At 47.3% G+C, this 25,161-nt stretch carries 25 protein-coding genes and 1 tRNA gene; 22 read left to right on the top strand and 4 right to left on the bottom strand.

The features are described from left to right. Positions 1-156 precede the first annotated feature (156 nt). The 5 genes from H5336_RS06615 (at position 157) to H5336_RS06595 (ending at position 4,282) form a co-directional block, all read left to right on the top strand. Positions 157-1,035 carry a MipA/OmpV family protein gene (locus H5336_RS06615; RefSeq protein WP_246439047.1) on the top strand — a complete coding sequence of 293 codons (879 nt, stop codon included), beginning with the start codon at positions 157-159 and terminating at the stop codon, positions 1,033-1,035. 18 nt (positions 1,036-1,053) lie between these two features. Beyond that, positions 1,054-1,452 carry a DUF3019 domain-containing protein gene (locus H5336_RS06610; RefSeq protein WP_246439046.1) on the top strand — a complete coding sequence of 133 codons (399 nt, stop codon included), beginning with the start codon at positions 1,054-1,056 and terminating at the stop codon, positions 1,450-1,452. 12 nt (positions 1,453-1,464) lie between these two features. Continuing rightward, positions 1,465-2,163: a response regulator gene (locus tag H5336_RS06605; RefSeq protein ID WP_185232568.1), complete on the top strand. Its 699-nt coding sequence runs from the start codon at positions 1,465-1,467 to the stop codon at positions 2,161-2,163. Further along, on the top strand, positions 2,156-3,421 hold the full coding sequence (locus tag H5336_RS06600) for an ATP-binding protein (RefSeq protein WP_185232566.1): 1,266 nt from the start codon (positions 2,156-2,158) through the stop codon (positions 3,419-3,421). The genes H5336_RS06605 and H5336_RS06600 overlap by 8 nt, the downstream gene beginning before the upstream one ends. Before the next feature lie 384 nt (positions 3,422-3,805). Next, complete coding sequence (locus tag H5336_RS06595; protein ID WP_185232563.1) at positions 3,806-4,282, top strand: GreA/GreB family elongation factor; 477 nt, start codon at positions 3,806-3,808, stop codon at positions 4,280-4,282. A gap of 44 nt (positions 4,283-4,326) precedes the next feature. On the opposite strand, the gene H5336_RS06590 is transcribed toward H5336_RS06595, so the two are convergent. After that, complete coding sequence (locus H5336_RS06590) at positions 4,327-4,665, bottom strand: YggL 50S ribosome-binding family protein (protein WP_185232561.1); 339 nt, start codon at positions 4,663-4,665, stop codon at positions 4,327-4,329. Positions 4,666-4,994: 329 nt separating this feature from the next. Here H5336_RS06590 and H5336_RS06585 point away from each other — a divergent pair, with 329 nt between their 5' ends. Further along, complete coding sequence (locus tag H5336_RS06585) at positions 4,995-5,435, top strand: RidA family protein (protein WP_185232559.1); 441 nt, start codon at positions 4,995-4,997, stop codon at positions 5,433-5,435. A gap of 124 nt (positions 5,436-5,559) precedes the next feature. On the opposite strand, the gene H5336_RS06580 is transcribed toward H5336_RS06585, so the two are convergent. Next, positions 5,560-6,393, bottom strand: a complete 834-nt coding sequence (locus H5336_RS06580) for an isocitrate lyase/PEP mutase family protein (protein WP_185232557.1) — start codon at positions 6,391-6,393, stop codon at positions 5,560-5,562. A gap of 344 nt (positions 6,394-6,737) precedes the next feature. Between H5336_RS06580 and H5336_RS06575 the strand changes: the two genes are divergently transcribed. From H5336_RS06575 to H5336_RS23740, 6 genes are all read left to right on the top strand, one after another. Beyond that, positions 6,738-7,679, top strand: a complete 942-nt coding sequence (locus H5336_RS06575) for an MBL fold metallo-hydrolase (RefSeq protein ID WP_185232555.1) — start codon at positions 6,738-6,740, stop codon at positions 7,677-7,679. A 398-nt stretch (positions 7,680-8,077) separates the two neighbouring features. Beyond that, positions 8,078-9,211: a protein adenylyltransferase Fic gene (gene fic / locus H5336_RS06570; RefSeq protein ID WP_185232553.1), complete on the top strand. Its 1,134-nt coding sequence runs from the start codon at positions 8,078-8,080 to the stop codon at positions 9,209-9,211. 252 nt (positions 9,212-9,463) lie between these two features. Then, on the top strand, positions 9,464-10,636 hold the full coding sequence (locus H5336_RS06565; RefSeq protein WP_246439045.1) for a Fic family protein: 1,173 nt from the start codon (positions 9,464-9,466) through the stop codon (positions 10,634-10,636). Between the two features lie 45 nt (positions 10,637-10,681). Continuing rightward, positions 10,682-10,762 (top strand): hypothetical protein, encoded by an 81-nt coding sequence (locus H5336_RS23745; RefSeq protein WP_376766540.1) that lies wholly within the window; start codon positions 10,682-10,684, stop codon positions 10,760-10,762. 274 nt (positions 10,763-11,036) lie between these two features. After that, on the top strand, positions 11,037-12,296 hold the full coding sequence (locus H5336_RS23605; RefSeq protein WP_221627996.1) for a protein NO VEIN domain-containing protein: 1,260 nt from the start codon (positions 11,037-11,039) through the stop codon (positions 12,294-12,296). A gap of 52 nt (positions 12,297-12,348) precedes the next feature. Next, positions 12,349-12,498, top strand: a complete 150-nt coding sequence (locus H5336_RS23740; RefSeq protein WP_221627995.1) for a hypothetical protein — start codon at positions 12,349-12,351, stop codon at positions 12,496-12,498. A 243-nt stretch (positions 12,499-12,741) separates the two neighbouring features. Here the strand turns inward: H5336_RS23740 and H5336_RS06550 are convergent. Then, positions 12,742-12,828 (bottom strand) — tRNA-Leu (locus H5336_RS06550). 217 nt (positions 12,829-13,045) lie between these two features. Between H5336_RS06550 and rnr the strand changes: the two genes are divergently transcribed. Continuing rightward, entirely contained in the window at positions 13,046-15,667 is a 2,622-nt protein-coding gene (gene rnr / locus H5336_RS06545) for a ribonuclease R (protein WP_185232549.1), read from the top strand. Positions 15,668-15,681: 14 nt separating this feature from the next. Continuing rightward, on the top strand, positions 15,682-16,425 hold the full coding sequence (gene rlmB / locus H5336_RS06540; protein ID WP_185232547.1) for a 23S rRNA (guanosine(2251)-2'-O)-methyltransferase RlmB: 744 nt from the start codon (positions 15,682-15,684) through the stop codon (positions 16,423-16,425). Positions 16,426-16,534: 109 nt separating this feature from the next. Here rlmB and H5336_RS06535 read toward each other — a convergent pair whose 3' ends face one another. After that, the gene (locus H5336_RS06535; protein WP_185232545.1) at positions 16,535-17,212 is read right to left on the bottom strand and encodes a hypothetical protein; all 678 of its coding nucleotides are present in this window, start codon (positions 17,210-17,212) and stop codon (positions 16,535-16,537) included. A gap of 527 nt (positions 17,213-17,739) precedes the next feature. On the opposite strand from H5336_RS06535, the gene rpsF reads away from it, so the two are divergent. From rpsF to acs, 8 genes are all read left to right on the top strand, one after another. Continuing rightward, positions 17,740-18,225, top strand: a complete 486-nt coding sequence (gene rpsF / locus H5336_RS06530) for a 30S ribosomal protein S6 (protein WP_185232543.1) — start codon at positions 17,740-17,742, stop codon at positions 18,223-18,225. A 2-nt stretch (positions 18,226-18,227) separates the two neighbouring features. After that, entirely contained in the window at positions 18,228-18,455 is a 228-nt protein-coding gene (rpsR, locus tag H5336_RS06525; RefSeq protein WP_160968094.1) for a 30S ribosomal protein S18, read from the top strand. 29 nt (positions 18,456-18,484) lie between these two features. Continuing rightward, the gene (locus H5336_RS06520) at positions 18,485-19,357 is read left to right on the top strand and encodes a hypothetical protein (protein WP_185232541.1); all 873 of its coding nucleotides are present in this window, start codon (positions 18,485-18,487) and stop codon (positions 19,355-19,357) included. A 32-nt stretch (positions 19,358-19,389) separates the two neighbouring features. Further along, positions 19,390-19,839: a 50S ribosomal protein L9 gene (gene rplI, locus H5336_RS06515; protein WP_185232539.1), complete on the top strand. Its 450-nt coding sequence runs from the start codon at positions 19,390-19,392 to the stop codon at positions 19,837-19,839. A 210-nt stretch (positions 19,840-20,049) separates the two neighbouring features. After that, positions 20,050-21,378 (top strand): replicative DNA helicase, encoded by a 1,329-nt coding sequence (dnaB, locus tag H5336_RS06510; protein ID WP_376766539.1) that lies wholly within the window; start codon positions 20,050-20,052, stop codon positions 21,376-21,378. A gap of 78 nt (positions 21,379-21,456) precedes the next feature. After that, entirely contained in the window at positions 21,457-22,320 is an 864-nt protein-coding gene (panC, locus tag H5336_RS06505; protein WP_185235662.1) for a pantoate--beta-alanine ligase, read from the top strand. A gap of 10 nt (positions 22,321-22,330) precedes the next feature. Further along, complete coding sequence (gene panD, locus H5336_RS06500; RefSeq protein WP_185232535.1) at positions 22,331-22,711, top strand: aspartate 1-decarboxylase; 381 nt, start codon at positions 22,331-22,333, stop codon at positions 22,709-22,711. Positions 22,712-23,184: 473 nt separating this feature from the next. Beyond that, entirely contained in the window at positions 23,185-25,116 is a 1,932-nt protein-coding gene (gene acs / locus H5336_RS06495) for an acetate--CoA ligase (RefSeq protein ID WP_185232533.1), read from the top strand. Positions 25,117-25,161: the final 45 nt, after the last annotated feature.

Below are 25,161 nucleotides of genomic sequence, written 5' to 3'. Positions count from 1 at the left end.
GCGGACATTTTCGTGGCAATAGTACTTATTTGCTGTATCTGTTTGTTCACCACGGTTACGTAGTGTTACAAACAGACGTTCTGTGGCTGAAGGTAGAAACATTCTGTTACACGTTTTTACAACGAACCAATTAGAATACTGTGGTCTAACTCCATTTTGAATATTCAAATTATGAAACATTACCTGCATTCTATTCTGTTGTGTATTGTACTGCTGTATACATTGCCGTTATTCGCGGCGGATATTGCAAGTGATGTCCGTACCACTGGCGAGCGAGAATCGCAAAACGAAGATGGTGGCTTTTTCGAAGTAGGCCTTGTAGTGGGTCATATACACAGCCCGCTAGAATCTAACCAAGTGGACGGTGAGGCTGGATTTGGTATCGATATTGACTTCTTTGGTGAGTACCGAAAACACGGTTTCTTTATTGAAGCAACCCAAGGAACCCAAGATGGATTAAATCTTGGCTACACTTTTTGGCAAAACCCTACGTGGCAGGTCGATTTCCTTGCGGGTAGCATGAATGGATTCTACGAGCCGGATATGGATTTAACTATTCACGAAGATGATAGCGATGAAGAAAAAAATCGAAAGCTGTATGAACGGAATACGTTTTACATGGGTACTGGGCTGCGCGTAACGCATTATGTCGATGACTACGTTGTTCAGTATCGATTACTGGCCGACACCCTTGAAGGTAACGGCGTGACGAGTTCTTTACGGGTGGGCCGCGGCTGGCAATATCGGAACTGGAATTTTTTTGGTATTGCCAGTGCGATGTATAACTCCGCTAAAACCAATCATATGTGGTTTGGAGTGGAGGAGCATGAGGCGACGAATCTTTACCCGGCCTACTCACCTGGCAGTACGGCTTCTCTTAGTTTGCAACTAGGTTTTATTCGGCCCCTGTCGGAGAAGTGGGTGTTACGGGGTTACATTGGGTTTGATCAGTACCCTGACGAGGCTCGTAAAAGCCCGCTTATGAGTGATAGCAATGGCAATTATGCCCTGATTAGTTTTAACCGAGTATTTTAGGCGAGGTTTCAGGGCGATATGACTATACAGAGAAACGGGTTTCTTTTAGCTGCGATGTATGTTGTTTGTTCACAGGCATTAGCAGAGAGGCCTTTGCAGGAGCTTCCCCTAAGCGCACAGCCAAACCGCTGTATTGCCTTGCACGAAGGGCAGTACTGTTATCAAAAAGTGCATTTTGAATGGCTAACGCTAGGGAAAAATCGCTATTGCTTGTACATGGGCGACGTTGCGGGGCCACTTGCGTGTTGGGACGGTGAAAAATTGCAAAGTTTTAGCTTTGAATTTAAATCCAAGGCCAGTGAACGTTTCTATATTCAGGATGAATCTAGAATGCAGATAGTGTACGAAGTGAAGGTGGATGTAGCCTGGGTGTACAAAAATCGTAGAAAAGTGTCGACCGGTTGGAGGCTGTTTTAACAGTTATCGAATATGCAGAAAAATATATTGGTCGTTGAAGACGATGCTTCCCTTGCCGATTGGATTTGCGACTACCTGAGCGAGCACGATTTCCAGGTTACCCAAGCTAACCGTGGAGATATCGCCGTAGAACTTATTCGATCAGATAATCCAGATCTTGTATTGCTGGATATAATGCTTCCGCAAAAGGATGGATTTGAAGTGTGTCGGGAAGTTCGCGAATTCTATAGTAATCCAATATTGATGATGACCGCTTGCAGTGAGGAGGCGGATGAAGTCTTGGGTTTAGAGTTAGGCGCGAATGATTATGTTAATAAACCGGTAAAGCCAAGAATCTTACTTGCTCGAATTAAGGCATTATTGCGACGCATGGATACCACCGCACCAACGAGTTCCTTGCGTGTATTTGGGGATTTAAAGCTTGATGCTAGGTCGAAAAGCGTATTTCTTAAGGGGGATGCCATTACCTTCAGTTCAAACGAATTCGAGGTGCTTTGGTTGCTCGCCTTAGGTGCAGGAAAAGTGATTAGCCGAACTCAGCTGGTCAGTCAGCTTCGAGGTATTGAGTACGATGGTTTCGATAGGTCGGTAGACGTAAGTATCAGCCGTATTCGAAAAAAACTACAGGATGACCCCAGTAACCCTCGAAAAATAAAGACCATACGCAGTAAAGGCTATTTATTTGCAGAGGATGCCTGGGGCGATGCGTAAATTAAGTATCTCCCTTATTGCGGTTGTTATTGTATCAATTGTCGGCTTGGGCTGGATTTTAAACCAAATTTATTTTGCTGCGGAACAGCAGAATATCGATTCCGAAACCAATTCTTCGTTAATGTATTCGGGAGATATACTCGCTCTTTATATGGCCAGTGAACACCAATTCGATTTTGTTCGTAACTGGAATGCAAGTAGCCACTTTCAACTGGCGATTATTCCCTTGGAGAATTTCCCCGTTCCACAATCACTTCACTCTCAGTTTTTACAGGGTGAACCTCTATTACTGGAATCAGACGAGGGTATAACTGCGCATTATGCCCTACCCGAGTCTGAACAGGTTTTAGCCGTGGCGCTCCCACTGATGGAATCCGAAACTGAAAGTCAACTGGAGCTTGCTTTAACGCTGAGTTTCTATGCCGGTGTAATCGCCATTATTTTGATATGGATCTGGCCGCTAATTTATCGGCTTATCGCACTACGAGATACTGCCAAAGTGCTGGGTAAAGGGGATTTGACCTCACGTGTAAAACTCAATCGATTTTCTTATATTCAGGATATTGAACTCGAGTTTAATCGTATGGCCGAGCGTATTCAGTCACTTATTGAAGACAATAAATTGCTGAGCCGCGCGGTATCCCATGACCTAAAAACACCTCTTGCACGCCTACGTTTTGGTTTGGATGCCATTGCCGATACCGACGATAAAATACAAAGAGATAAATACGCAAAACGCGTTAATCGTGACATGGAAGAGATGGAGTCACTAATCGAAACGCTGTTGCAATACGCAAGATTGGACGAAAATCGTATTCAGAAAAAAGAAGAAAGTATTGACTTGGAGTCTTTCATTGAGGCGGCTATATGTAATTTTGACATTGAAGACATTCACATCGATTTTCGATGCGAAACGAACAGGGCAAGCCTCTGTGCCGATAAACGCTACCTAGCTATGCTAGTGAATAACTTACTCGGTAACGCCGTGCGCTATGCAAAGTCCAAGGTGTTGGTATCCCTGCAGCGCGGAAACGCCACCTTATTTCTCTCTATTGAAGATGACGGCAAAGGTATACCGCAAAATGAACGCGAGCATGTAGTTAAACCCTTCTGGCGAGGAAAAACTGGGGAGAGTAAGCGCGGCCACGGTATGGGGCTGGCCATTGCCTCGCGAATCGCGCAATGGCACGGCGCTGAATTGAGTATTGGTGACTCTAAAGCGTTGGGTGGGGCTAGGGTTCTGCTGAGCTTTGGATGAAGGCGTGAGGGAATATTTGCAACGCATAATAAAAGGCTGATCAACTGATTGGCCTTTTTTGAATATGGTGACCAATGAAGTATTTGAATCTCCTAGAGATCATTGGAGTTTAGTCGAGTATTTAGGCGCTGCTGTAAAGGCTCTGTATGGAAATTGGGTGTAGCGTGTACTGCTAGGCCAATTGAAGGCGTTTTTACAATTGGTTCCAAGCATTTTCCGCTCTTTCGAATAAATATACCCTTGGAGTAACATGTATAGAATTAATGTTTTGGCTATCCAGTTGGCATTACTAGCGCTATCTCGTATAACTTTATTGGTTCGTCAAAGGCCTTATGCATCAGCTATTATGGACAGCACTACTACCGCTATTACCCAGTCTTCACTATGCATTATTTAGTTTGCGCCATTATTGAACACCTACAGCGTGAGCTTAGCACGGCTGTCGCCGCCGGCAAGCAGGCGCACGACAGTGCTACCCATGCTGAAAATATTGCCGACAATAAGTATGACACCCTCGCCGTAGAGGCAGCCTATTTGGCCCACGGACAATCCATGCGTATTGCCGAATTACAGCAATCCATCGCGGTCTACCAGCATTTCCAGCGTCCTCTGTTTAATGCAGACGCCACTATTCAGTTGGGCGCACTGATTTGCATAGCGGATGATCAACAGCAGCAGCGGCGCTTATTTATAGGGCCGGCGGCTGGAGGCTTGGGTATTGATAGTGAGCTGGGGCGCATACAGGTTATTACGCCGGCTACCCCTTTGGGGCAGGTGTTAATGGGGAAATGCGTTGGCGATGATGTGGTCTGGCAGATTAACCAGCGCAGGGAGTCTTTCAGTGTTGTGGCTATTGAGTAATTCAAAAGGGCCTTGTAGCGGCCCTTAGGTAACGCCTAGGGGAATTAGATTTCGTAAAAAGCATCCACCAGAGGCCCCACCACCACATCGGAAACGATAGTGGAGGCCGTTAATGTTTTCTCTATTGCTTTGCGGTCATCTTCGCTGGCAGATCCGTAGCGCTCACCCGAGGTAACAAAACCTTCAAAGTGGTTGTTTTGGCCATCAATGCTCAGAAATAAATCTCGCTCTTCCATTTGGTCGGCTAAGGCGTTAAAAAAAGCATCGTATTCTTGCTCTGATACTTCTACGATTTTACACGTGAATTCAAAGCCCAAAATGGCAAATTCGTCCAAGTATAGTTTTTTACGGAGACGACGGCTTCTGACTATTTCGTTGCTCATGGTGATTTGGCCTTTAAAAAGTTAATTCGATTGCCCGTGGCGCGCGCATGCTAGCAGTTTTTGAAGGGGCGAGGAAGTATAGGGTTACCGCGGGCTATCGACTCAAAAAGCCATTAATAGGGGTACCCTATAGCTCTTTGCGGGCAAAAGCTTATGGAGGCGTGGGCGCCTCGGTGGCTAGCGTAAGCCTCCTCTTGGTTGAAGTTTATGATAGCGCCTCAGTGCCAGTACGGATGTGGGTACCAATTGGGTCAATGTTATTTCACATTCTGATTAGTTTTACTGGCGTAATATTTACGGGGGTGTCTGGTATTGCGGAGTTTCGTATTATGAATAAATACATGTTGCTACTGGTTCTATTGTTTTCGACTATTACATTCGCAAGTGACATTAAGCGCTATGGTCATGATGAGTGGCAGACGAAGATAGGCTACTCGCAAGCGGTTGCGGTAAACGATACGTTGTATTTGTCGGGTATTATTGGCGAAGCGGAGACTATGGGTGGTGCGCTGGATTCGGCTGTTACGCAGTTGCATTTAATTCTTGATTCATTTGGTTTGACGGCAGAGCATGTCATTAAAGAAAAGATCTACAGCAATGACCTACCAGCCTTACGCCGTAATACCCACATTCGAAAACGCTACTACGGTAAAAATCTGCCCGCTGCCGTGTGGATAGAGGTTCAGCACACTGGAAATAAAGCCTGGCTGGAATTGGAGGTGGTTGCGCATATACCAAATGGACACTCAATGCCAAAACCTATCGAATAGCCTGGCCTATAGAATCAGCGGGAAAAATGTACTTATGGAGTGTTGGCTCCACCCGTAATAGATGCAGCTATACGTGTAAATAATACGGCTTCGGTGCGCTATTGAAAATTGTGGTTTGGGCGCCCTAAGGATTGACCAATAACGCTTTGAGTGAAAATTGCTTATCCATGGCAATTTCCAGTGGCGTGGCGTCGGCGTTCATAAGTAATTGGTCGGCAATATTTTGTACGCTTGCCATGCTTGCGCGCATGAAAAATGGGCCAACGCTAACACGATCAACGGCGGCTGCCTGTAGTTGTTGCAGGGTGGTCATGGTTGGGATGTGTATCAGGTTGAGGGGTAGCTTGATGCTTGTTCGTAATTGTTGAATTATAGGTAAATCGTGAACGCCTACGGGGAAAACACCATTGCAACCGGCTTTTTCATAGGCTTTTGCCCGTAAGAGGGTATCAGTAATTGCCTCCGCCTGTGGAATTCCCTTTTGTAAAAAGCAATCTATGCGAGCGTTTATAAACAGGTTTACTCCAAGTTTTTTGGCTGTTTCGCGTACGGTTTCTATACGTAAAGCTTGATCGGAAGGCTTTCGTAATTCACCGCCTTCTACAAGGCTATCTTCAATATTAATGCCACAAACGCCCATGTCTATCAGGCGTTCAATGGTGTCTTGCAGGGCGCTCTTTGTCTCGCCGTAGCCGCGCTCTATATCGACGGTTAGCGGTAATGTGACTACTCGCGCTATACGCGCTATTGCACCGAGCATTTCGTCTTTAGGTATTTGCTCTCCGTCAGGGTAGCCCAGTGCTTCTGCCATGGCAGCGCTCGCTGTAGCAATGGCTTTTGCCCCGGCTTTGGCGACAATTAGCGCACTAATGGGGTCCCAAATATTTGCCAGAACAAGCATATCTTGATTGTGGTGAAGTGCGTGAAATATCTGCGCTTTTTGGTTGAGTGGTGTCATGACCGCTTGCCGGGAGAGTGAATGAATTTCTTAGGGTGTGCTGTGGCCCGAGGTGTTGGGTGTTTGCTTGCTCCATGTTACCCCCTAGGGCGTCAAAGTATTTTCAATATCGGCATATGCTTGGTGGTTTGTGGGAAATGGAGTCTCCGCCGACTGTGCACGTTAACCGAAATATGGTGGGATAATAGAGGCGCCTTTTAGAAAATAGTCGGTCGTCTCTTGGTAAGTAACACTATGGAAAACGGAATGAAAGGTTGGGTGTAAGTGAAGCTCTTAGGCTGAATATATTGAAGTTATTATTTGTGCCTCAACCGTTTCCCGGATGAATGGAGTTTGACCTACGTATGGCCGATACTACGGGTTTTCTACAAAGTTTGAATGTTAGTTTGTTCAGCTGTTTTATGGGTAATTGTCTCGATCTAATTGGGCGCGGTGTTATGAAATTATTTGGTGTAGCTGGGGTGATGTTGGGGATTTTGGCTGGGGGGGTGGGGTGCAGCAGCCAGATGAAAATGCCGAAAAATACGGGTGAAGCTTCAAGGTCGGGGTTAACTATTACTTATATCGGTTCATCGGGGTATTTAATTGAAACTGAAAACAAGAAAATTATGGTGGATGCTGCCTTCGACAATTTTGTTGAGACGTTTGAAGTGACTGTTCCCTCTGAAGAAGTGCGTGCGCGCATTGCGAAGGGTGAGGCACCGTACAACCGTATCGATTTGTTCCTTGTTACTCACTCCCATAGGGGGCATTTCGATCCTGTGTTGCTGTTAAGCGCGATAGAAAACAACCCTCATGCTCAGGTAGTCACTAACCAAACAGTTTACGGCGCTCTAATGGCTCTCTCGTCTGAATTTACCCCCGCTCTTGAGCGAGTTTTTTTCCCGGCGATTAAACCGGGCGAGCAGCAAACAAAGCAATTTAATGGAATCTCGGTACATATGGCCATGACTGATCATTGGGGTGGTTTGCGCCAGTTAAATTTTGAGTTTTGTGTCGATAGCTATAATGTTCTCTTTGCCCTAGAGCCCGATGGGTATGTCCAGCAAGGCGACATTGATTTGCAGTTTACCAGTAGCTTTGAGAGTGACATGGAGTCTGAATTGGCACCTAAATCGGAATCTAATTTGGAAGTTAAATACAGGGTTCTTACTCATCAAAGCGGTAATGACAAAAAGGTGCGTAGGCGTGCAGAGGCGGATGAAATGGCGAATGCTGGTTTTCTCATGCATTCGGGAGAGCAGCTAGAATTGTTTAGAGTGGGTGATGATATGCGCGTGCAGTAGCGCTGCCGGTATTGTGTAGCGACTAAAGCGTAGTTTTAGTAAGGGTAGAAATAAAAAAGGCCGATCAGCGATGATCGGCCTTTTTAAAATTTGGTGCCCAGAAGAGAACTTTTAATTCTTTGTTATCTATTTGATTACATTGGTTTTTTTAAAGATCTAATTTTAAGGGTGTTACTTTCAGTGTTACATGAATAGAATTGCTCTTCAGTCTTGTGAGGGTCGATAAGGTAGTTTTGGTTCAAAACTTAACAATTCTTTTTTTCGCAAAAAAAGCCGCATTTATTATGAGCTATACACATATGTTTGCATATTTTAATAATATAGACACATTGTCTTGACGTGTCGATGCTGTCGACATAAGCTCATAACATGTCGACAAAAGTAGAATTTGCAAACATATGAGCCGGCACCCCGAAAAGCCGTATAACGATCTTCCCCTATTGCCCCCAGCCATCGAGCTGGAAACCAGGGCGGTCTTAAAATGCTGCATTGAAGCCAGAGCCGCATTGGCAGAGCTTAAGCAAGCAGCTGAATTAATTCCCAATCAGGCGATGTTGATCAACACTTTGCCATTATTAGAGGCCAAAGATAGCTCTGAAATAGAGAATATCGTCACGACCACAGATAAACTTTTTCAATTTGCCGATGGCGATGATGCCCACGCAGATTTAGCGACTAAGGAGGCCTTGCGCTATCGCAGAGCCTTATATGAAGGCTGGCAGGCGTTATCAAAGCGCCCCATCAATACCAATATGGCAGAGTCCATCTGCAGCCAGATTAAAGGTATCGATATGAGCGTGGGCAAAGTCCCTGGCACTGTACTTGTAAACAAAGAGCTGGCGAATGATAAAACTGGCGAGATCATTTATACACCTCCTGAAGGTGAAAAAGTGCTTCGTGACCTGCTAAGCAACTGGGAGAAATTGCTCTATGAACACCCGGAGCTAGACCCTCTCATACGTATGGCAGTGATGCACTATCAGTTTGAGGCAATTCATCCCTTCACCGATGGTAATGGTCGCACCGGGAGAATTTTGAATATCCTGTACCTAGTGCAGGAAAGATTGCTTAACCTGCCGATTTTGTACTTAAGCCGTTACATCATCGCTAACAAAAGCCAGTACTATAGCAATCTACTCACAGTGACTCGCGAGCAGGCATGGGAACCTTGGCTGCTCTATATGCTGCAAGCGGTAGAAAGCACAGCGCAATGGACAACACAGAAAATTATTAGTATTCGTAAGCTGGCAGACCACACCGCCGATTATGTGCGGGAGCAGTTACCTAAAATATATAGCCGTGAGCTGATTGATACGATTTTTGAGCAACCCTATTGCCGCATCAATAACTTGGTAGATGCCAATATTGCCAAGCGACAGACGGCTTCGGAATATCTGAAAAAACTGGTCAGTATTGGTGTGTTGATAGAACAACAACTTGGTAGAGAACGGCTGTTTGTTCATCCTAAGTTGATTCAGTTAATTACCGCAGACAGTAACGAATTTGAGCGGTATGAATTAATGGATTCTTAGTGTTCCGTTAACGTGAAATAGCGGTAGCTAGGTTTATTTGAAACCATCTACATATTGGCTAATGGGCTAACCCTAAATATCGATAAGGGGCCTTTGATGAGCGCACATGCTTCCACTTGCGTAATCACCAACCAGCTCCCCAAATCCGAGCCTAAGATTGTTTCTGACATAAGAAAACTACTATGTCGAAAAGTAACGTCTAATTTGACATAAGGTTGACTAAGGCATACATTTCGACATTGAAGCGACCTAATGTCGAAAACAAACACGGAAAATGACATAAGAATGGATGTTAACGACTACAACGCTGGGAATTATAAGCAGCAATACCAATACAAGAGCTTTGCCCCTGAGCCCATTAATCATGCGTGGGTCTTTTCCGATGGCGACATTCAGCAGCTACTGAGTGAGGCTGACCGGATGTTGGGGGAGTTAAATGCCTTCTCGCAACTCATACCCGATGTAGACTTCTTTATTCGTATGCACATCACCAAAGAAGCCACGCAGTCCAGCCGAATAGAAGGTACCCGCACCACAATAGAAGACGCCCTGCTCGACAAGCAGGATATTGATCCGGAAAAGCGTGATGATTGGGAAGAGGTACAAAATTATATTTCGGCTATTAATCACGCTATAAAGCAATTGGAAACCGTGCCGTTATCGAATCGTTTACTCAAATATACCCATAAAATACTAATGACCGGAGTAAGAGGCGAGGGTAAGCACCCCGGTGAATTTCGCAATAGCCAAAACTGGATTGGCGTTAGTTTGAAAAACGCCATTTTTGTCCCTCCGCATCAAAATGAAGTCGTTGATCTTATGAGCGACCTGGAGAAGTTTTTCCACAATGAAGAGCTTAAAACCCCTCATTTGATCAAAATTGCAATAGCGCACTATCAATTTGAGACCATACACCCCTTTTTAGATGGTAATGGCCGTTTGGGTCGGTTGATGATTACGCTCTACTTGGCAAGCTTTGGTTTATTAAATAAACCTGCCCTGTATTTGTCAGATTATTTTGAGCGTAATAAAACGCAGTATGTGGATTGCCTGATGGCCGTTCGTGAATCCGGTCAGTTAAAGCAGTGGTTGATATTCTTTTTGCATGGTGTCGTTGAAACGGCGGCAAACTCCATTCAGGTGTTTAAAGACATTTTGGCGTTGAAGCTGCGAGTGGAACAAGAGGTCTTGCTACGTTTTAGTGCCCGCCGACAAGAGAATGTGCAGTCGTTGATACGTCACCTTTATCAAGACCCCGTGGTCTCAATTAAAGAGGTAGCTGCGCTGCTGAATACTAAGACAAATACTGCGGCTGCTTTAGTGAGTGATTTTGTAAAGTATGGCGTGTTGACCGAATTGACTGGAGGGCGGCGTAACCGACAGTTCTATTTCACCGAATATCTCGCTTTATTTGGTCGACGATAAAAGAGTAGGGTTTGTGGGTAGTTAATAATAAAGCTGTCCCTTTAAATGCATATCATTGCCAAGCGGAAGACGGCCTCGGAATACCTTAAAAAACTGGTTAGTATTGACGTGTTAGTCGAGCAGTAGGAGGGAAGGGAGAGGTTTATTCACCCTAGGTTGAATTTTTAATTGTGGTGGATAGTAGCAAGTCCGGACGGTATGAATTAGTGAATTCTTAGAAAGAGAATAACGTGAAAGAACAAGATTTAATAGAAACCATCCACGAAGACCATTTTCTACGAAGGAGCTTCGGGCGTGAACATCAATGTTGGTGGTTGACATCAAGTAAAATTGTTTATTGGAATCAGTCATGGGCTTGCTAGATTACGAGTACAGGTTTTCTAGCTTGGCACTCAGCTCAGTGAACTATGAAGAAGAAACTTTTGAAAAAGTAGCCATGCTATTGGCGGTTATTGATCTTATCGAGTGCGGTTTAATTTCTGAAAACCGTATAGCTTATGACCATGCGCTTAACGCAGCCTTTAATCGTCACTTTAATGCCTTGACCGGACACGGTAAGTACAGCAATCCATACGTGCCTTTCTTTTATTTGCGAAACAATGGCTTTTGGCACCACCATATCAAACCGGGTAAGGCTGACGCTTACAGCAGTCTCAGTATGAGCGATCTTTCGTCCACTATCATTGAATGTATTTCTTTTTCGTACCTGGATGACGAATTGTTTGAGCTGTTGACTAATGGTGTAGTCAGAGAATTATTTAAAATATCCTTGAATAAAAAAATCGATAATCAAATGCGTGCTGAACTGCTTAAAGTGGGTAGTGGTTGGGATTGGTTGGAATGTGAAGCTATTGTGCAAGATTATTTCGTGATGTTAAGTAAAGAGATCGGTGGCATAAAATATAATAAGGCAGAGCATCGCAGAAGGTTAATGCGCAGGCTCAATAAGCGTAGTGAAGGTTCTATTGAGTTCAAACATCAAAATATTAGTGCAGTATTAATTGACATGGGGCAACCGTATATCCAAGGCTATAAACCTGCATTCAACTACCAGCAGCAGCTTAAATCGGTTGTGTTGGCGCATATAGCTGCCCATGAGTCTGACATTGAGCATATTGCACAGATAGCTGATGTATTAATCCCAGAGTTTCCCGCCCAGATTGATTGGGCTACAGTATTGGATCCAGAGCTGCCTGAGCGTATTTGTAACATTCAAGAGCCCAAGCGCCAATACTTAGCTAGAAAAATTAATTACACCGAGCGTGAATGTAACAATCGTAAATTAGGTAAGCGGGGCGAGGCATTCGTGATTGAATATGAGCGCTACAGATTGGAACAGGCTGGTCGTAAAGATCTCGCAAGAGAAGTAGAGTGGAGCAGTAACGAGCAGGGTGATGGTTTGGGCTATGATGTTCGTTCTTTTAACCATGAGTGTGACGAAGAGTTATTTATTGAGGTAAAAACTACTAACAGCGGCAAATACCAACCCTTTTTTATCAGTGAAAATGAAGTTGCTTTTTCCAAAGAAAGGGAAAGATCTTACAGCCTCTATCGAGTGTATGACTTCAGGCAACAGGCGAGAATATATCAGTTAAACGGTGCAGTGGATCGGTATGTCAATCTACAGCCACAAAGTTATAGAGCCAGTTTTTCGGGATAAACGTATGGCGGGAAGAATACGAAGTTTGAGATGTTAATCCGCAAAGGTTTGCATGAGAAGAGGCTTTAGGTATCGACTGCATAAACCAGATTTACGGGGTAAGCCCGATTTGGTATTCCCCAAATATAAAGCGATCATTCTGGTTAATGGTTGTTTTTGGCATCAACATGACGGTCACTTGTTTAAGTGTATCGCGGGTTAATTGCCCCTAGTTATTCACAAACTTTATTCGCCCTTGACAGCTTGGCGTCCAATGTTTTTAAGGTGGATTTACAGGGCAGGAGCAGACTAGGTTTCAATAGCCGTAAACAAGGCTGCTAGAGCGTTTTTATTGTGGGCACCACATGGGCACAATTTGGGCGCACAACCAAAGACGCCGAAATCACGTGAGTAATTTCGGCGTCTTAGAATTCAATTATCGCTAGCAAAAACAACAATTTATAGTTGGTGCCCAGAAGAGGACTTGAACCTCCACGCCCTTGCGAGCACTAGCACCTGAAGCTAGCGTGTCTACCAATTTCACCATCTGGGCTTTTAAAACAGCTTGTTGTGTTGCCTGTCTACCTGTACTTTCACTTGAAAAGACCTAGTATGGCGGCATTTCAACCAGCATCAAATACAGGGCGCGCACTATAAATTTGTTGGCTTCTGTTGTCAATTGGTCGAGTTCAATTGCCTACTGCTTATGTGGTTCGTGTTAATTTGCTATATTGCCTTTATATACCCCCTTCCCTTCATGGACACCTCTCTTGAGCAAACGAAAGCGAACGTCGAACAAAGACCCTCACGCAGCGCGCGAAGCAGCCAATTATGAAAAGCCGATTCCCAGCCGGGAATATATTCTCGAGCTGCTAGACCAGTCGCCTGGGCCAATGAGCCGTAAAGCGTTGGGTGCAGCGATGTCGGTCGGTGATGACGATCAGAAGGAGGCGCTGCGCCGCCGCTTAATTGCCATGGAAAGAGATGGCCAGATCATGTCGAACCGAAAGGGTGCCTACGGACGTGTCGACAAGATGGCACTGATTAGGGGGCGCGTGCAGGGCCACAGAGATGGCTTTGGCTTTGTTATACCGGTTGATGGCTCCCAGGATATCTATTTAACTAACCGCCAGATGCGCAAGGTTTTCGACGGCGATGAAGTGTTAGTACGGCCAGGGCCCGAAGGGCACCGCGGGCGTATTGAAGGCAGTATTGTTGAGGTGTTGGTGCGCAATACCCAGCAGATTGTCGGCAAGTTTGTTCACGAGCAGGGTATTCATTATGTGCGGCCAGACAACCCCCGTATAGGTCGTGATGTATTGGTTCCACCAGACAAGACCGCAGGAGCAGCTCCCGGTCAAATTGTGGTGGTCGATGTGGTGGTTCAGCCAGACCGACATCAAATGCCTACGGGGCATGTGGCCGAGGTGTTGGGTGATCATCTGGCGCCCGGAATGGAAATTGATGTGGCTATTCGTTCCCATGGTATTCCTCATATTTGGCCTGGGGGTGTTGATTCCGAAGCTAAAGGTATTTCACCAGAGGTGGCTGAAGCCGATAAAGCTAATCGTATAGACCTGCGGGAGTTGCCGTTCGTTACAATTGATGGTGAGGATGCGCGCGACTTTGATGACGCCGTTTATTGCGAGGCAAAGCGCAGCGGCGGCTGGCGTTTGTTTGTCGCCATAGCCGATGTTTCTCACTATGTTCAGCCTGGCTCAGCGCTTGATCGCGAAGCGCAGGTGCGCGGCAATTCGGTGTATTTTCCCGATTTTGTCGTACCGATGTTACCCGAGGTACTCTCCAACGGCTTGTGTTCCCTAAATCCGCACGTTGATCGTTTGTGTATGGTTTGTGAGATGACCATTAGTGCTACGGGAAAGATCAGTGGCTACAAGTTTTTTGAAGGTGTAATGCATTCCCATGCGCGACTTACCTATACGCAGGTGGGGCAGGCGCTGGCCGAGCAGGGGCAAAAGCAAAGTGCCATTCGCCAGGAGCTTCGGGAATGCCTGGTGCAGCTGGATGAGCTCTACGCCCTGTACAAAGTGTTGCGCGCAGCCAGAGATGTACGTGGCGCAATCGATTTTGAAACACGGGAAACGCGTATTCTTTTTGACAGCGATCGAAAGATCGATCGCATTGTGCCCACCGATAGGAATGATGCACACAAAGTTATTGAAGAGTGCATGTTAGCGGCTAACGTTTGTAGTGCGCGTTTTCTTGAAGCACTGAAGTTACCGGGGTTGTATCGTGTTCATGAGCCGCCGAAGGCAGAGAAAATCGAACGGGTACACGCGTTTCTGGCTGAGCTTGGCATTCAGGTGCCCTGGACGGAGGAGGTAACGCCACAGGAGTATCAAGTGGTGATGGCCGCCATTGAAGGCCGCCCAGACCAACAAATTATTCAGACGGTTTTGTTACGCAGTATGAACCAGGCGGTTTACCAGCCACAGAATGCTGGGCATTTTGGTCTTGCCTACCCGGCCTATACCCATTTTACCTCGCCCATTCGTCGCTACCCAGATTTGCTGGTTCACCGTGCTATTCGCAAGGTGGTGCGCTCTAATGTTGAAACCTCACGCGTTACTCGTCACCCGGATGCTACACCGCTATCGGCAGAAGTTATTTACCCCTACACCTTGGGCGACATGGCTGTTTTTGGTGAGCAGTGTTCGTTAACTGAGCGACGAGCCGACGACGCAACGCGGGATGTGGTGAGTTGGCTGAAGTGTGAATTTTTGAAGGACCACGTGGGTGAGGAATACGAGGGGGTGGTTAGCGCCGTAACAGGGTTCGGCCTGTTTGTGGAGCTAAAGGATATCTATATTGAAGGTTTGGTGCACATAACGGGCTTGCCTCAGGATTACTACCAGCACGACGTTACCCACCACCGCTTGGTAGGTGAGCGAACACGTCAGGTGTTCCGTTTGGGTGATGAGCTGAAAGTGCAAGTTGTTCGTGTTGACCTGGATGAACGCAAAATTGATTTTGAATTAACAGGCGTTAAAGCAAGCAAAAAGAAAAAAATCAAAATGCCGGTTAAAGGCAAAGAGCGGGCAGGCAAAGATGATCGCGGCGCGGGTGGCAGAGTGCCGCGTAAGCGCACGGCGGTGAAAGCAGACACGGAAACACTTGGAAAAAGCGAACGCAAGTCGCCTGGCACACAGGCAAAAACGGCCGCTGGGAATACGCCTAAGGCTAAATCTAAGTCAAGTGCAAAACCCAAAGCCAAAGCCAAAGCCAAAGCCAAAGCCAAACCAAAAAAGAAAAGCGTGAACAATAAACATGAAAAGCGCGTAAACAAAACATCGGCTAGTAAGGCAACAGTAAAAAAGGCACCGGCAAAGAAAGCGCCAGTTAAAAAAGCCTCTAAGCAAAAAACAAAATAAGCAGTAAGGTAAATATGAAAACTGAGACCGTCTTTGGTATTCACGCCGTGCAGTCAATATTAAAATCGGCTCCACAACGTGTTTGTGAGTTGATTGTTGCCCGCGATAGGCAAGATCAGCGCGTTAAGAGCTTGCTTGCGACTGCGCAACAACACAAAATAAAGCCGCGCTTAGTTGAGCGCAAAGAGTTGGATGCATTGTGCAGTGGTGGCAATCATCAGGGCGTTATTGTGCTGGCGAAGCCCGGAGAAAAGTTTGATGAACTATCGCTGCTGGAATTGATAGACGAGGCCGATAGCCCTTTTATTCTGGTGCTAGACGGCGTAACCGACCCGCACAATCTAGGTGCGTGTATGCGCTCTGCTGATGCCGCTGGTGTAGATGCGGTGGTCATAGCCAAAGATAATTCTGCAAGCTTAAATGAAGTTGCTCGCAAGGTAGCCTGTGGTGCTGCCGAGACGGTACCTTTGGTGGTGGTGACGAATTTGGTTCGTACCATTAAAAAGATGCAGGATAAAGGTGTTTGGGTTGCCGGTGCGGCAGGTGAAGCCTTGGTCGATATCTATGAAGCGAACCTAACCGGTTCCCGCGCGATTGTTATGGGCGCCGAAGGTGATGGTATGCGTCGATTAACTAAAGAGACCTGTGACGATCTGATAAAAATACCTATGCAGGGCAGTGTTTCCAGTTTGAATGTGTCCGTTGCTACAGGCGTGGTGCTCTTCGAGGTTTTGCGCCAGCGGCAGGCCCACGCGTAAGGCCGCCGTTTCTGTGTGATGAATACCACGTGTGGGTGGCGTGTTGTAGCTGAGGTGTGGCGTAGGCGTAGCTGAGGTGTAGCTGAGGTGTAGCTGAGCTACTCTTGCTCTACAGTGGCGCTATTATTCCCTTCACTTTATCGCGTATAGCGTTATCCTTATTTTCGTCTGCTGAGATCGATTTTAAAACGGCAAGAACGGCTTGGTGATTTTTGGCGTTTTGACTTATCGACCAAGTAGCAGAAGAGTGAAGTAGTTCAAGCGCTTTGCTTTTTTCGGAAATCTTTACGTGCTGCCAAAACTTGGTATCTAAATTGATCGCGTCTGCTTTTAGTGCCAATACGTTGGTGATGTGTTCGACCGGCAGCGCTTTACCCGTGGCATAAAACTCACTCCACAGTAGGTCGAGATCATTTGGGTCGTTTGCCGCCGGGGTAGAAAAATGTTTGCCCTTACGGACTATTCTATCGACAAATTCTTTTGCGTTTCCGCTTCGCCTGGTATTGCTGGCTTTAAGCTGCTGTTGAATTTGCGGTTGTGTGCTAATGGCCGCGGCGAAAAAGTGCACCATAGGGTCTAGCCGTTCAATTCGTTGCATGGAATTTTCATTTGCGGCAAAAGTGTTAATCGCGGCGGTCAGCCTTTCGGGCTGGGGTGAAAGGTAGTAGGTGGATATCCACCTCGAAAGTTCTTTGCCGTTGCGAAAGGCTAATGTTGAATCTTGATTTGCGAGCAGGCTGCTGGTAAGAAAACACAGCAGTACAGCTAGAATGTAGCAACGTTGCATAGAGCGGCCCTTGGGGCCGGTGGAGCGCTAGGTGAGGAGTGATTAGCCGCCCAGTTTCATGGGGTGGGTATAGTCTGGGCGGTTTGCCAGCGGTTCATGGGGTTGTATTGGTCGTCATGAAGGTTGAGTGTGCTTACAGCGAATGGCTATTCCGAGAAGCCCCAAAGCTAAAAGCGCGAGCGGAATGGGTTTTGATATGCTCACCGGTGCAGTGAGTGTGCATTTGCTATGCCGCATTAAAAAGGCTTGCTTTTCAATGAGATAGAGAGGGCTTCTGGGTCTCTAAATAAAAAACAATCAGCGGTGGCTGATGGCACCAAGGGATAATTCAAGCAGTAATAAGCCCGAGGCCTCTTAAGTTTCGGCGTGTCTAGTAAAGTCTATTTACCTTGTAAATGGACTTGGTCTTATGTAAAATCCGCCGCCCCAAACCCGCTTGAGAGTACGGAAAATCGACACTCAGGCGATACTCCTTGTTTTACCAGCAGTATGGCTGCTGGGAAGCTACTAACCCGTAAGGAGCAAGAATGCGTCATTACGAAATTGTGTTTCTGGTCCACCCTGACCAGAGTGAACAGGTGCCCGGCATGATCGAGCGCTACACGGCAACCGTTAAAGACAGCGGTGGCAGTGTGCATCGGCTCGAAGATTGGGGTCGCCGTCAATTGGCTTACTCCATCAACAAAATTCACAAAGCTCACTATGTTTTGATGAATGTTGAATGTACCGATGCTGCCCTAGAAGAGCTCACCACCAACTTCCGTTACAACGATGCTGTATTGCGTAATATGGTTATCCGTTGCGACGAAGCTGTAACTGAAGAATCTCCTATCCAGAAAGCTGAAAAAGAGAATCGCGAGCGCAAGAACCGCGCGGAACGTCGTGCAGCTGAAGCGACTGTCGTACCTGAAACTACCGAGAAGGTAGAAGAAGCTCCGGCGGCTACTGAAACCGTTGCTGAAGAGGTAGCTGAAAAAGCTGCTGATGCAGAAACTAAGGGAGAGGAGAACTAATCATGGCTCGTTTTTTCCGTCGCCGTAAATTTTGCCGTTTCACCGCCGAAGGCGTGAAGCAAATCGACTATAAAGACCTGGATACTTTAAAGGCTTACGTTTCCGAAACAGGAAAAATTGTTCCCAGCCGAATTACGGGAACAAAAGCTAAGTATCAGCGTCAGCTGGCCACTGCTGTTAAGCGTGCCCGCTACTTGGCTTTGTTGCCATACACTGATTCACACGAGTAATCGAATAAACTGATCGGGCTGCACAACCTATGATGCGCAGGCTTGCTGAATTTGTAATGCGCGGGCGCATTCAAGCCATTGTGATAGCTTCGCTGGGGGTACTGTCCCCGCTATTTATCCTTCTTACATTGCCAACGATTGGTTTGGTAACGTTGAGAAAGGGCTGGCAACAAGGGGCCATTGTAACTTTGGGCCCTGTTGCAACTGGCGCTGCGTTAGCGGCCTTGTTGGGTGTTGATGCGCTTGCCTTATATGTGAATCTGGGTGCGATTTTTGTTGTTAGTTTAATCGCCCTAGTGTTAAGGCAAACCGGCTCTTGGCCAGCTGCATTGGCCGCACTTGTGGCTCTTTGTATTTTAGCGGTGCTGGTGCCCTCGGTTATAGGGTTTGATCCTAGTGTAATTGTGCAAGAGCAGTTAAAGCTTGTGCTTGAGGCGCAACCGCAAGAGGGTCGGGAAGAGCTAGAGAAGCTTTTTAGCGGTATGACAGAACAAATGGTTGGCGGTGCAATGGCTTTGCCTATCGCATTTTGCGCGCTATTTGGAATGCTAATCGCGCGTTGGTGGCAAGCGATGTTGTTTAACCCGGGAGGCTTTAAAGAAGAGCTGCAGGGTTTGCGTTTGCCGCCGGTGTTGGCATCAGCCTGTGTGGTTGCATTTGCCTTTTGTGAATGGCGCGGCGAAAGCTATGTTGTATGGCAAGGGCTGGTGGTATTGCCGCTTCTGGTAGCAGGGCTAGGGCTTTTCCATTGGATAGCAAACAAAAAAAATTGGGGCGTTGGGCCATTGGTGATTGTTTATATCACCTTGTTGTTCCCGCCGATTTGGTTTGCTGTGATTGTACTGGGCCTGACCGACGTTTGGATCGATTACAGAAAAAGGTTTAATTTGATGCAGCAGTGAATGTTGTTGCAAAAAAACTAGAGGAAAACGAGATGGAAGTTATTCTGCTCGAAAAAGTAGGTAAATTAGGTACCGTTGGTGACAAGGTAAAGGTTAAGGCTGGCTACGGTCGTAACTACTTGGTACCACACGGCAAGGCAATTTCTGCCAGTGTTAAAAACGTTGCTGATTTTGAGGCGCGTCGCGCCGAATTAGAAGCCGCTGCTTCAGACCGCAAGACCGCTGCCGAAGGCCGTGCCAAGCTGTTAGAAGAACAAGGCAGCATTACTATCACTGCAAAAGCGGGTGATGAAGGTAAGCTGTTTGGTTCGATTGGTGCGCGTGATATAGCCGACGCTATAACCGCCGCAGGCGTTGAGGTTAGCAAGTCTGAAGTGAAGCTGCCGCAGGGCGCCCTACGTGAAGTAGGTGAGTTCGACGTGGATATTCAGTTGTACGTAGACGTGACATTCGTTCTTAAGCTGGTTGTTACTTCCGAGTAATACTTTGCTGGCCGTAGGGCCGGTAAAAGGATAGAGTACAAGCGTAGTTCGAGGCCGAATATGTTCGGTGCTCGGCTGCGCTTTTTTTCGCTTCTAACTTACTGTTTTTTCTACTTTTATCTTGCTTAGAATATGTCTGAAATGGAAGCCCGGCCCAATGCCGATCTGACCGCCTTTTCTGCTGCTGCGCAAGCACAGGAAGGCTCTTCAATGCCGCACTCGGTTGAAGCCGAGCAGTCGGTGCTGGGTGGCCTGATGCAAGATGCCGGTCACTTTGACGCCGTTACGGAAGTGCTGTCCGAGCAGGATTTTTTCAAAGCGGCACACTGTAATATTTTTCGCGCTATGGTGGTGCTGGTTGAAAAAGAGCAGCCCATCGATGTTATTACCCTTTCCGAATTCCTATCGCAAACCGACGAGCTAGAAAGCTCCGGCGGCTTTGAATACCTGACTGATCTCGCAACCAATGTTCCCAGTAGTGCCAACGTGGTGGCGTATGCACGCATTGTTCGCGAGCGCTCCACTCTGCGGCAATTGATCTCTGCGGCTACGGAGATCAGCCGAGCTAGCTATAACCCGGCGGGGCTTGCGTCCGATGATTTACTGCAGCTCGCTGAGCGTAAAGTGTTGGAGATTTCAGAAGAGCGGCCAAAGGATGGTGGCTTTGTTGATATAAACCCACTGCTGAAGAAAACCGCCGACAAAATTGATGAGCTTTTTCATTCTGATAGTGACATCACCGGCCTTACTTCCGGTTTGGCCGAGCTAGACGAGAAAACGTCTGGCTGGCAAAACGGTGAGCTTATTATTCTGGCCGCGCGCCCCTCAATGGGTAAAACCGCACTGGCGCTGAACTTTGTAGAGTCGGCGATTTTTAGCCAAAATAAGCCAGTATTGGTATTCAGCCTAGAAATGCCCTCAGATTCACTGGTAATGCGTATGCTCTCTTCGGTAGGCCGAATTGATCAAGGCAACCTGCGTAATGGTAAATTAACGGATGAGGACTGGCCTAAATTGCAGGCTGCATTTGGGCGAATGAAAGACAAAAAACTGTTTATCGATGACACGGCTGGGTTGAGCCCCAACGAAGTTCGCGCTCGTACTCGGCGCATTGTTCGCGAACACGGTGAGCCTGGCTTGATTATGATCGATTACCTGCAGTTAATGCAGGTTGCGGGCTTTACTGAGGGGCGAACCCAGGAGATTTCTGAGATTTCTCGCTCGCTTAAAGCGTTAGCTAAAGAGTACGACTGCCCGGTAATTGCGCTGTCGCAGCTTAATCGCGGTGTCGAGCAGCGCCCTAACAAGCGGCCAATGAACTCGGATTTGAGGGAATCGGGCGCCATTGAGCAGGATGCGGACGTTATCTTGTTTATTTATCGCGACGAGTACTACAACGAAGAGAGTAACGATAAAGGTTTGGCCGAACTGATTATCGGCAAGCAGCGTAACGGTGAGATTGGTACTTGCCGCGCGGCGTTTCTTGGGAAATTTACCCGTTTTGATAACCTCGCCCCGGAGTACTTCTCCCAAGGCTAGGGAATTTGTACATGGTTGTTGCCAGCAGACGGCAGCGTTATCATCGCGGCCCCTCTAACTGACGCTACACTTTTTCATATGGAAATCTTTCATCACATTTCGAGCGTGAGAAAAACCTTGGGCGAGGCCCGTATGGCGGGTAAAACCGTAGGTTTTGTGCCTACCATGGGGAATTTGCACGAAGCGCATCTGGCGCTGGTAAAGCAGGCTCAGGGTATGTGCGATTTGGTCGTTGTTAGCATCTTCGTTAATCGGCTGCAGTTTGGTTTGAATGAAGATTGGGATAAGTATCCGCGTACATTAGAGGCAGACAGCCAAAAATTGCGAGAAATGGGCTGTAATTACCTGTTTTGTCCGGAGGAGGGTGAGGTTTATCCCAACGGCATGGATGAGCAAACGCGGGTAATTGTACCCTCTATGGCCAATGTACTCTGTGGCGCTAGCCGTCCGGGGCACTTTGAAGGGGTGACCACCGTGGTCACTAAGCTATTTAACATCGTGCAACCGGATATCGCGGTATTCGGTGTTAAGGACTATCAGCAACTCGCTATAATACGGCGCATGGTGGAAGACTTATGTATTCCAGTAAACGTCGTCGCCGGGGATATTGTAAGAGAGCCTGATGGGCTAGCTATGAGTTCCCGTAACGGTTTTATTACCCCGCAGGAGCGTCCCAGAGCCAATCAGCTTAACCAGTCATTGTGTTGGGTTAAACAGCAGGTTCTGAGCGGTGAGCGCGACTTCCTTAAGTTGGAAGCTGCAGCAAAAACACAAATAATACAGGCGGGCTTTAAGCCGGACTACCTGATTGTTTGCAACAGTAGGACACTAGAGTCTGCCGCTAGTGACGATTGTGAAATAACGGTACTTGGGGCTATGTATACCCAGGGCGCAAGATTGATCGATAACGTTTCCCTCAAGCTGGGAAGCGCGCAAGAATAGAGGTAAGAGCATGCAAATTACGTTGTTGAAAGGTAAGTTGCACATGGCCTGCGTAACTCAGGCGGAACTTTGGTATGACGGTTCCTGCGCTATTGATGCTGATTTGGTCAAGTTGGCTGGCCTGCATGAGTTTGAGCGTATTGATATCTATAATGTGGATAACGGCGAGCGTTTTTCTACTTATGTAATACTGGCGGAAGCCGGTTCTAAAACCATCTCTATGAATGGCGCAGCAGCCCGCCGCGTGCAGGTGGGAGACCGAATAATAATAGCGGCCTATGGTCAAATGGATGAGTCAGAAGCGGAGCACTACAAACCGAAGCTGGTATACCTGAATCAGGATAATACCGTTGAGCGCACGGCTAACACGATCCCTGTTCAAATCACTTAATCGCATAGTGTAGGGATAACGTCGAGAAGGCTTTCGTCGAGCAAAAGCTTAAATGTATACGCCATCGGTTAGCATACCCAAGACCGAGGTGGATAGCGTGGGTTTTTCTGGGTTCCCTTGAGCATTCGACGCTTATTTTCAGCGTTTTGGTTTCCCTTTCTTTAGGGCACCTCTATCAATTGCTTTTGGTCTTGCTCGTGGCTCACGCAGTGATGGGGTTTTAGGTCGCAATAGGCCTTGTTTATTTGAATTCGTTGGCAGTTTCTGGGCCTTTAGGATAAAAATTGTCCCACCTCAACCAAAGTCGAATTCCCCTGTGGTGTTTGTGTTTGCTAGTCTGTATCCACGTTATGATTCTTTCACAAAATGCTTTGTGACCGTGTATCGATGCAAAGCATGTTTGTGGTTTTCTGCTGCCAGGCAAGGAACCTGTATATCAGTGGTTCCTCCATTTAATTTATTGGAGTTGAAACATGTCAGATAATGTCTATCCCGTACCCGAGGCAATCGCCGCTTCTGCACATATTACCAAAGAAAATTACCATGAGATGTATGCGCAGTCTGTTGACGACCCGGAAACCTTTTGGGGACAGCAGGCAGAAACGTTTCTCAGTTGGGACAAAAAATGGACCAGTGTGCGTGAGTTTGACTTCCATAAAGGTCAAGCCACTTGGTTCAAGGACGGTAAGCTAAATGTAAGCGCTAACTGCATTGATCGCCATCTGAGCACTCGGGGCGATCAGGTCGCTATTATTTGGGAGGGGGACGACCCCAGTAATGACCTCAAAATTACCTATAAAGAACTGCACGAGAAGGTTTGCCGGTTAGCCAATATTCTTAAAAAGCGCGGTGTGAAAAAAGGCGACCGTGTGTGTATCTACTTGCCGATGATCCCCGAAGCCGCTTATTCCATGCTCGCTTGTGCACGTATTGGCGCGGTTCACTCCATAGTCTTTGGCGGTTTCTCGCCAGAGGCGCTGAAAGATAGAATACAGAATTCCGATTGTAAGGTTGTGATTACCTCCGACGAGGGTGTGCGGGGGGGGCGCGCAGTGCCGCTTAAAGCCAACGCCGATACCGCTGTGGCTCAATGCCCTAGTGTTGATACGGTATTAGTGGTCAAGCGCACAGGCGGTGACGTTGCATGGAACAAAGAACGGGATGTTTGGTATCACGAAATGGAGCAGGAGGTATCGGCGGACTGTCCTGCAGAGCCAATGGATGCGGAAGACCCTTTGTTTATTTTGTATACCTCCGGCTCTACCGGTAAACCCAAGGGAGTATTGCATACTAGCGGTGGTTACTTGCTGCAGGTGGCTATGACCCATAAGTATGTATTCGATTATCAGGAAGGCGAAGTCTATTGGTGCACGGCGGATGTTGGATGGGTAACGGGGCATTCTTATATTGTCTACGGACCCCTGGCAAACGGCGCCACTACCTTGATGTTTGAAGGTGTACCAACCTACCCTACGGCGGCAAGGTGTTGGGAAGTGTGTGATAAGCATAATGTTGCCAGCTTCTATACGGCACCAACCGCTATTCGTGCGCTCATGGGACAGGGAAATGACTTTGTAACGAGCACTTCGCGCGCATCATTACGTATTTTAGGAACCGTCGGCGAGCCCATTAACCCAGAGGCCTGGGAGTGGTACTACAACGTAGTGGGTGAAGCGCGTTGTCCTATAGTTGATACCTGGTGGCAAACCGAAACAGGTGCGCACATGCTTACGCCGCTACCGGGTGCGATAGCGCTTAAGCCGGGTTCTGCAACACTGCCCTTCTTCGGGGTGGAGCCGGCGCTGCTCGATGCCGAAGGCAAAGAGATAGACGGTGTTGGCGAGGGGAGCTTAGTGATCAAGTCTTCGTGGCCAAGCCAGATTCGTACGGTATACGGCGATCATGACCGCCTTATCCAAACCTACTTTTCGACCTTCCCCGGTTACTATTTTACCGGTGATGGAGCACGACGAGATAGCGATGGCTATTACTGGATTACGGGCCGTGTCGATGACGTAATCAACGTGTCGGGTCATCGCATGGGCACGGCTGAGGTCGAGAGCGCACTTGTTCTGCACGATCTAGTGGCCGAAGCTGCAGTGGTTGGCTATCCGCATGATATTAAGGGCCAGGGTATCTATGCCTACGTCACGTTGATGAGTGGCGAAGAACCCAGTGACCAGCTGAAGAAAGAGCTTGTGGGTCTGTGTGTAAAAGAGATTGGTCCAATTGCTAAACCCGATATTATCCAGTGGGCGCCGGGGCTGCCGAAGACCCGCTCAGGTAAGATTATGCGCCGAATTTTACGTAAAATCGCCGCTAATGAGGTAGACGCGCTGGGTGATACTTCCACCTTGGCAGATCCAACCGTTGTTGATGAACTGATTGGTAATCGGGAAGCTTAGTCGTTCCTCTCTAGTGTTTCGTGGAAGCCCCGGCGTTGAGCCGGG

The sequence above is a fragment of the Teredinibacter franksiae genome, from assembly GCF_014218805.1.
Lineage (GTDB): Bacteria > Pseudomonadota > Gammaproteobacteria > Pseudomonadales > Cellvibrionaceae > Teredinibacter > Teredinibacter franksiae.
Note: the sequence above shows the minus strand (reverse complement) of the source record. Positions and strands in the feature narration are given on the sequence as shown.

Coding starts and splice junctions, on each gene's coding strand:
- H5336_RS06610 (WP_246439046.1), top strand. CDS start 1,054: ATGACTATACAGAGAAACGGGTTTCTTTTAGCTGCGATGTATGTTGTT.
- H5336_RS06605 (WP_185232568.1), top strand. CDS start 1,465: ATGCAGAAAAATATATTGGTCGTTGAAGACGATGCTTCCCTTGCCGAT.
- H5336_RS06600 (WP_185232566.1), top strand. CDS start 2,156: ATGCGTAAATTAAGTATCTCCCTTATTGCGGTTGTTATTGTATCAATT.
- H5336_RS06595 (WP_185232563.1), top strand. CDS start 3,806: ATGCATTATTTAGTTTGCGCCATTATTGAACACCTACAGCGTGAGCTT.
- H5336_RS06590 (WP_185232561.1), bottom strand. CDS start 4,665: ATGAGCAACGAAATAGTCAGAAGCCGTCGTCTCCGTAAAAAACTATAC.
- H5336_RS06585 (WP_185232559.1), top strand. CDS start 4,995: ATGAATAAATACATGTTGCTACTGGTTCTATTGTTTTCGACTATTACA.
- H5336_RS06580 (WP_185232557.1), bottom strand. CDS start 6,393: ATGACACCACTCAACCAAAAAGCGCAGATATTTCACGCACTTCACCAC.
- H5336_RS06575 (WP_185232555.1), top strand. CDS start 6,738: ATGGCCGATACTACGGGTTTTCTACAAAGTTTGAATGTTAGTTTGTTC.
- fic (WP_185232553.1), top strand. CDS start 8,078: ATGAGCCGGCACCCCGAAAAGCCGTATAACGATCTTCCCCTATTGCCC.
- H5336_RS06565 (WP_246439045.1), top strand. CDS start 9,464: ATGTCGAAAACAAACACGGAAAATGACATAAGAATGGATGTTAACGAC.
- H5336_RS23745 (WP_376766540.1), top strand. CDS start 10,682: ATGCATATCATTGCCAAGCGGAAGACGGCCTCGGAATACCTTAAAAAA.
- H5336_RS23740 (WP_221627995.1), top strand. CDS start 12,349: ATGAGAAGAGGCTTTAGGTATCGACTGCATAAACCAGATTTACGGGGT.
- rlmB (WP_185232547.1), top strand. CDS start 15,682: ATGAAAACTGAGACCGTCTTTGGTATTCACGCCGTGCAGTCAATATTA.
- H5336_RS06535 (WP_185232545.1), bottom strand. CDS start 17,212: ATGCAACGTTGCTACATTCTAGCTGTACTGCTGTGTTTTCTTACCAGC.
- rpsF (WP_185232543.1), top strand. CDS start 17,740: ATGCGTCATTACGAAATTGTGTTTCTGGTCCACCCTGACCAGAGTGAA.
- rpsR (WP_160968094.1), top strand. CDS start 18,228: ATGGCTCGTTTTTTCCGTCGCCGTAAATTTTGCCGTTTCACCGCCGAA.
- H5336_RS06520 (WP_185232541.1), top strand. CDS start 18,485: ATGATGCGCAGGCTTGCTGAATTTGTAATGCGCGGGCGCATTCAAGCC.
- rplI (WP_185232539.1), top strand. CDS start 19,390: ATGGAAGTTATTCTGCTCGAAAAAGTAGGTAAATTAGGTACCGTTGGT.
- dnaB (WP_376766539.1), top strand. CDS start 20,050: ATGCCGCACTCGGTTGAAGCCGAGCAGTCGGTGCTGGGTGGCCTGATG.
- panC (WP_185235662.1), top strand. CDS start 21,457: ATGGAAATCTTTCATCACATTTCGAGCGTGAGAAAAACCTTGGGCGAG.
- panD (WP_185232535.1), top strand. CDS start 22,331: ATGCAAATTACGTTGTTGAAAGGTAAGTTGCACATGGCCTGCGTAACT.
- acs (WP_185232533.1), top strand. CDS start 23,185: ATGTCAGATAATGTCTATCCCGTACCCGAGGCAATCGCCGCTTCTGCA.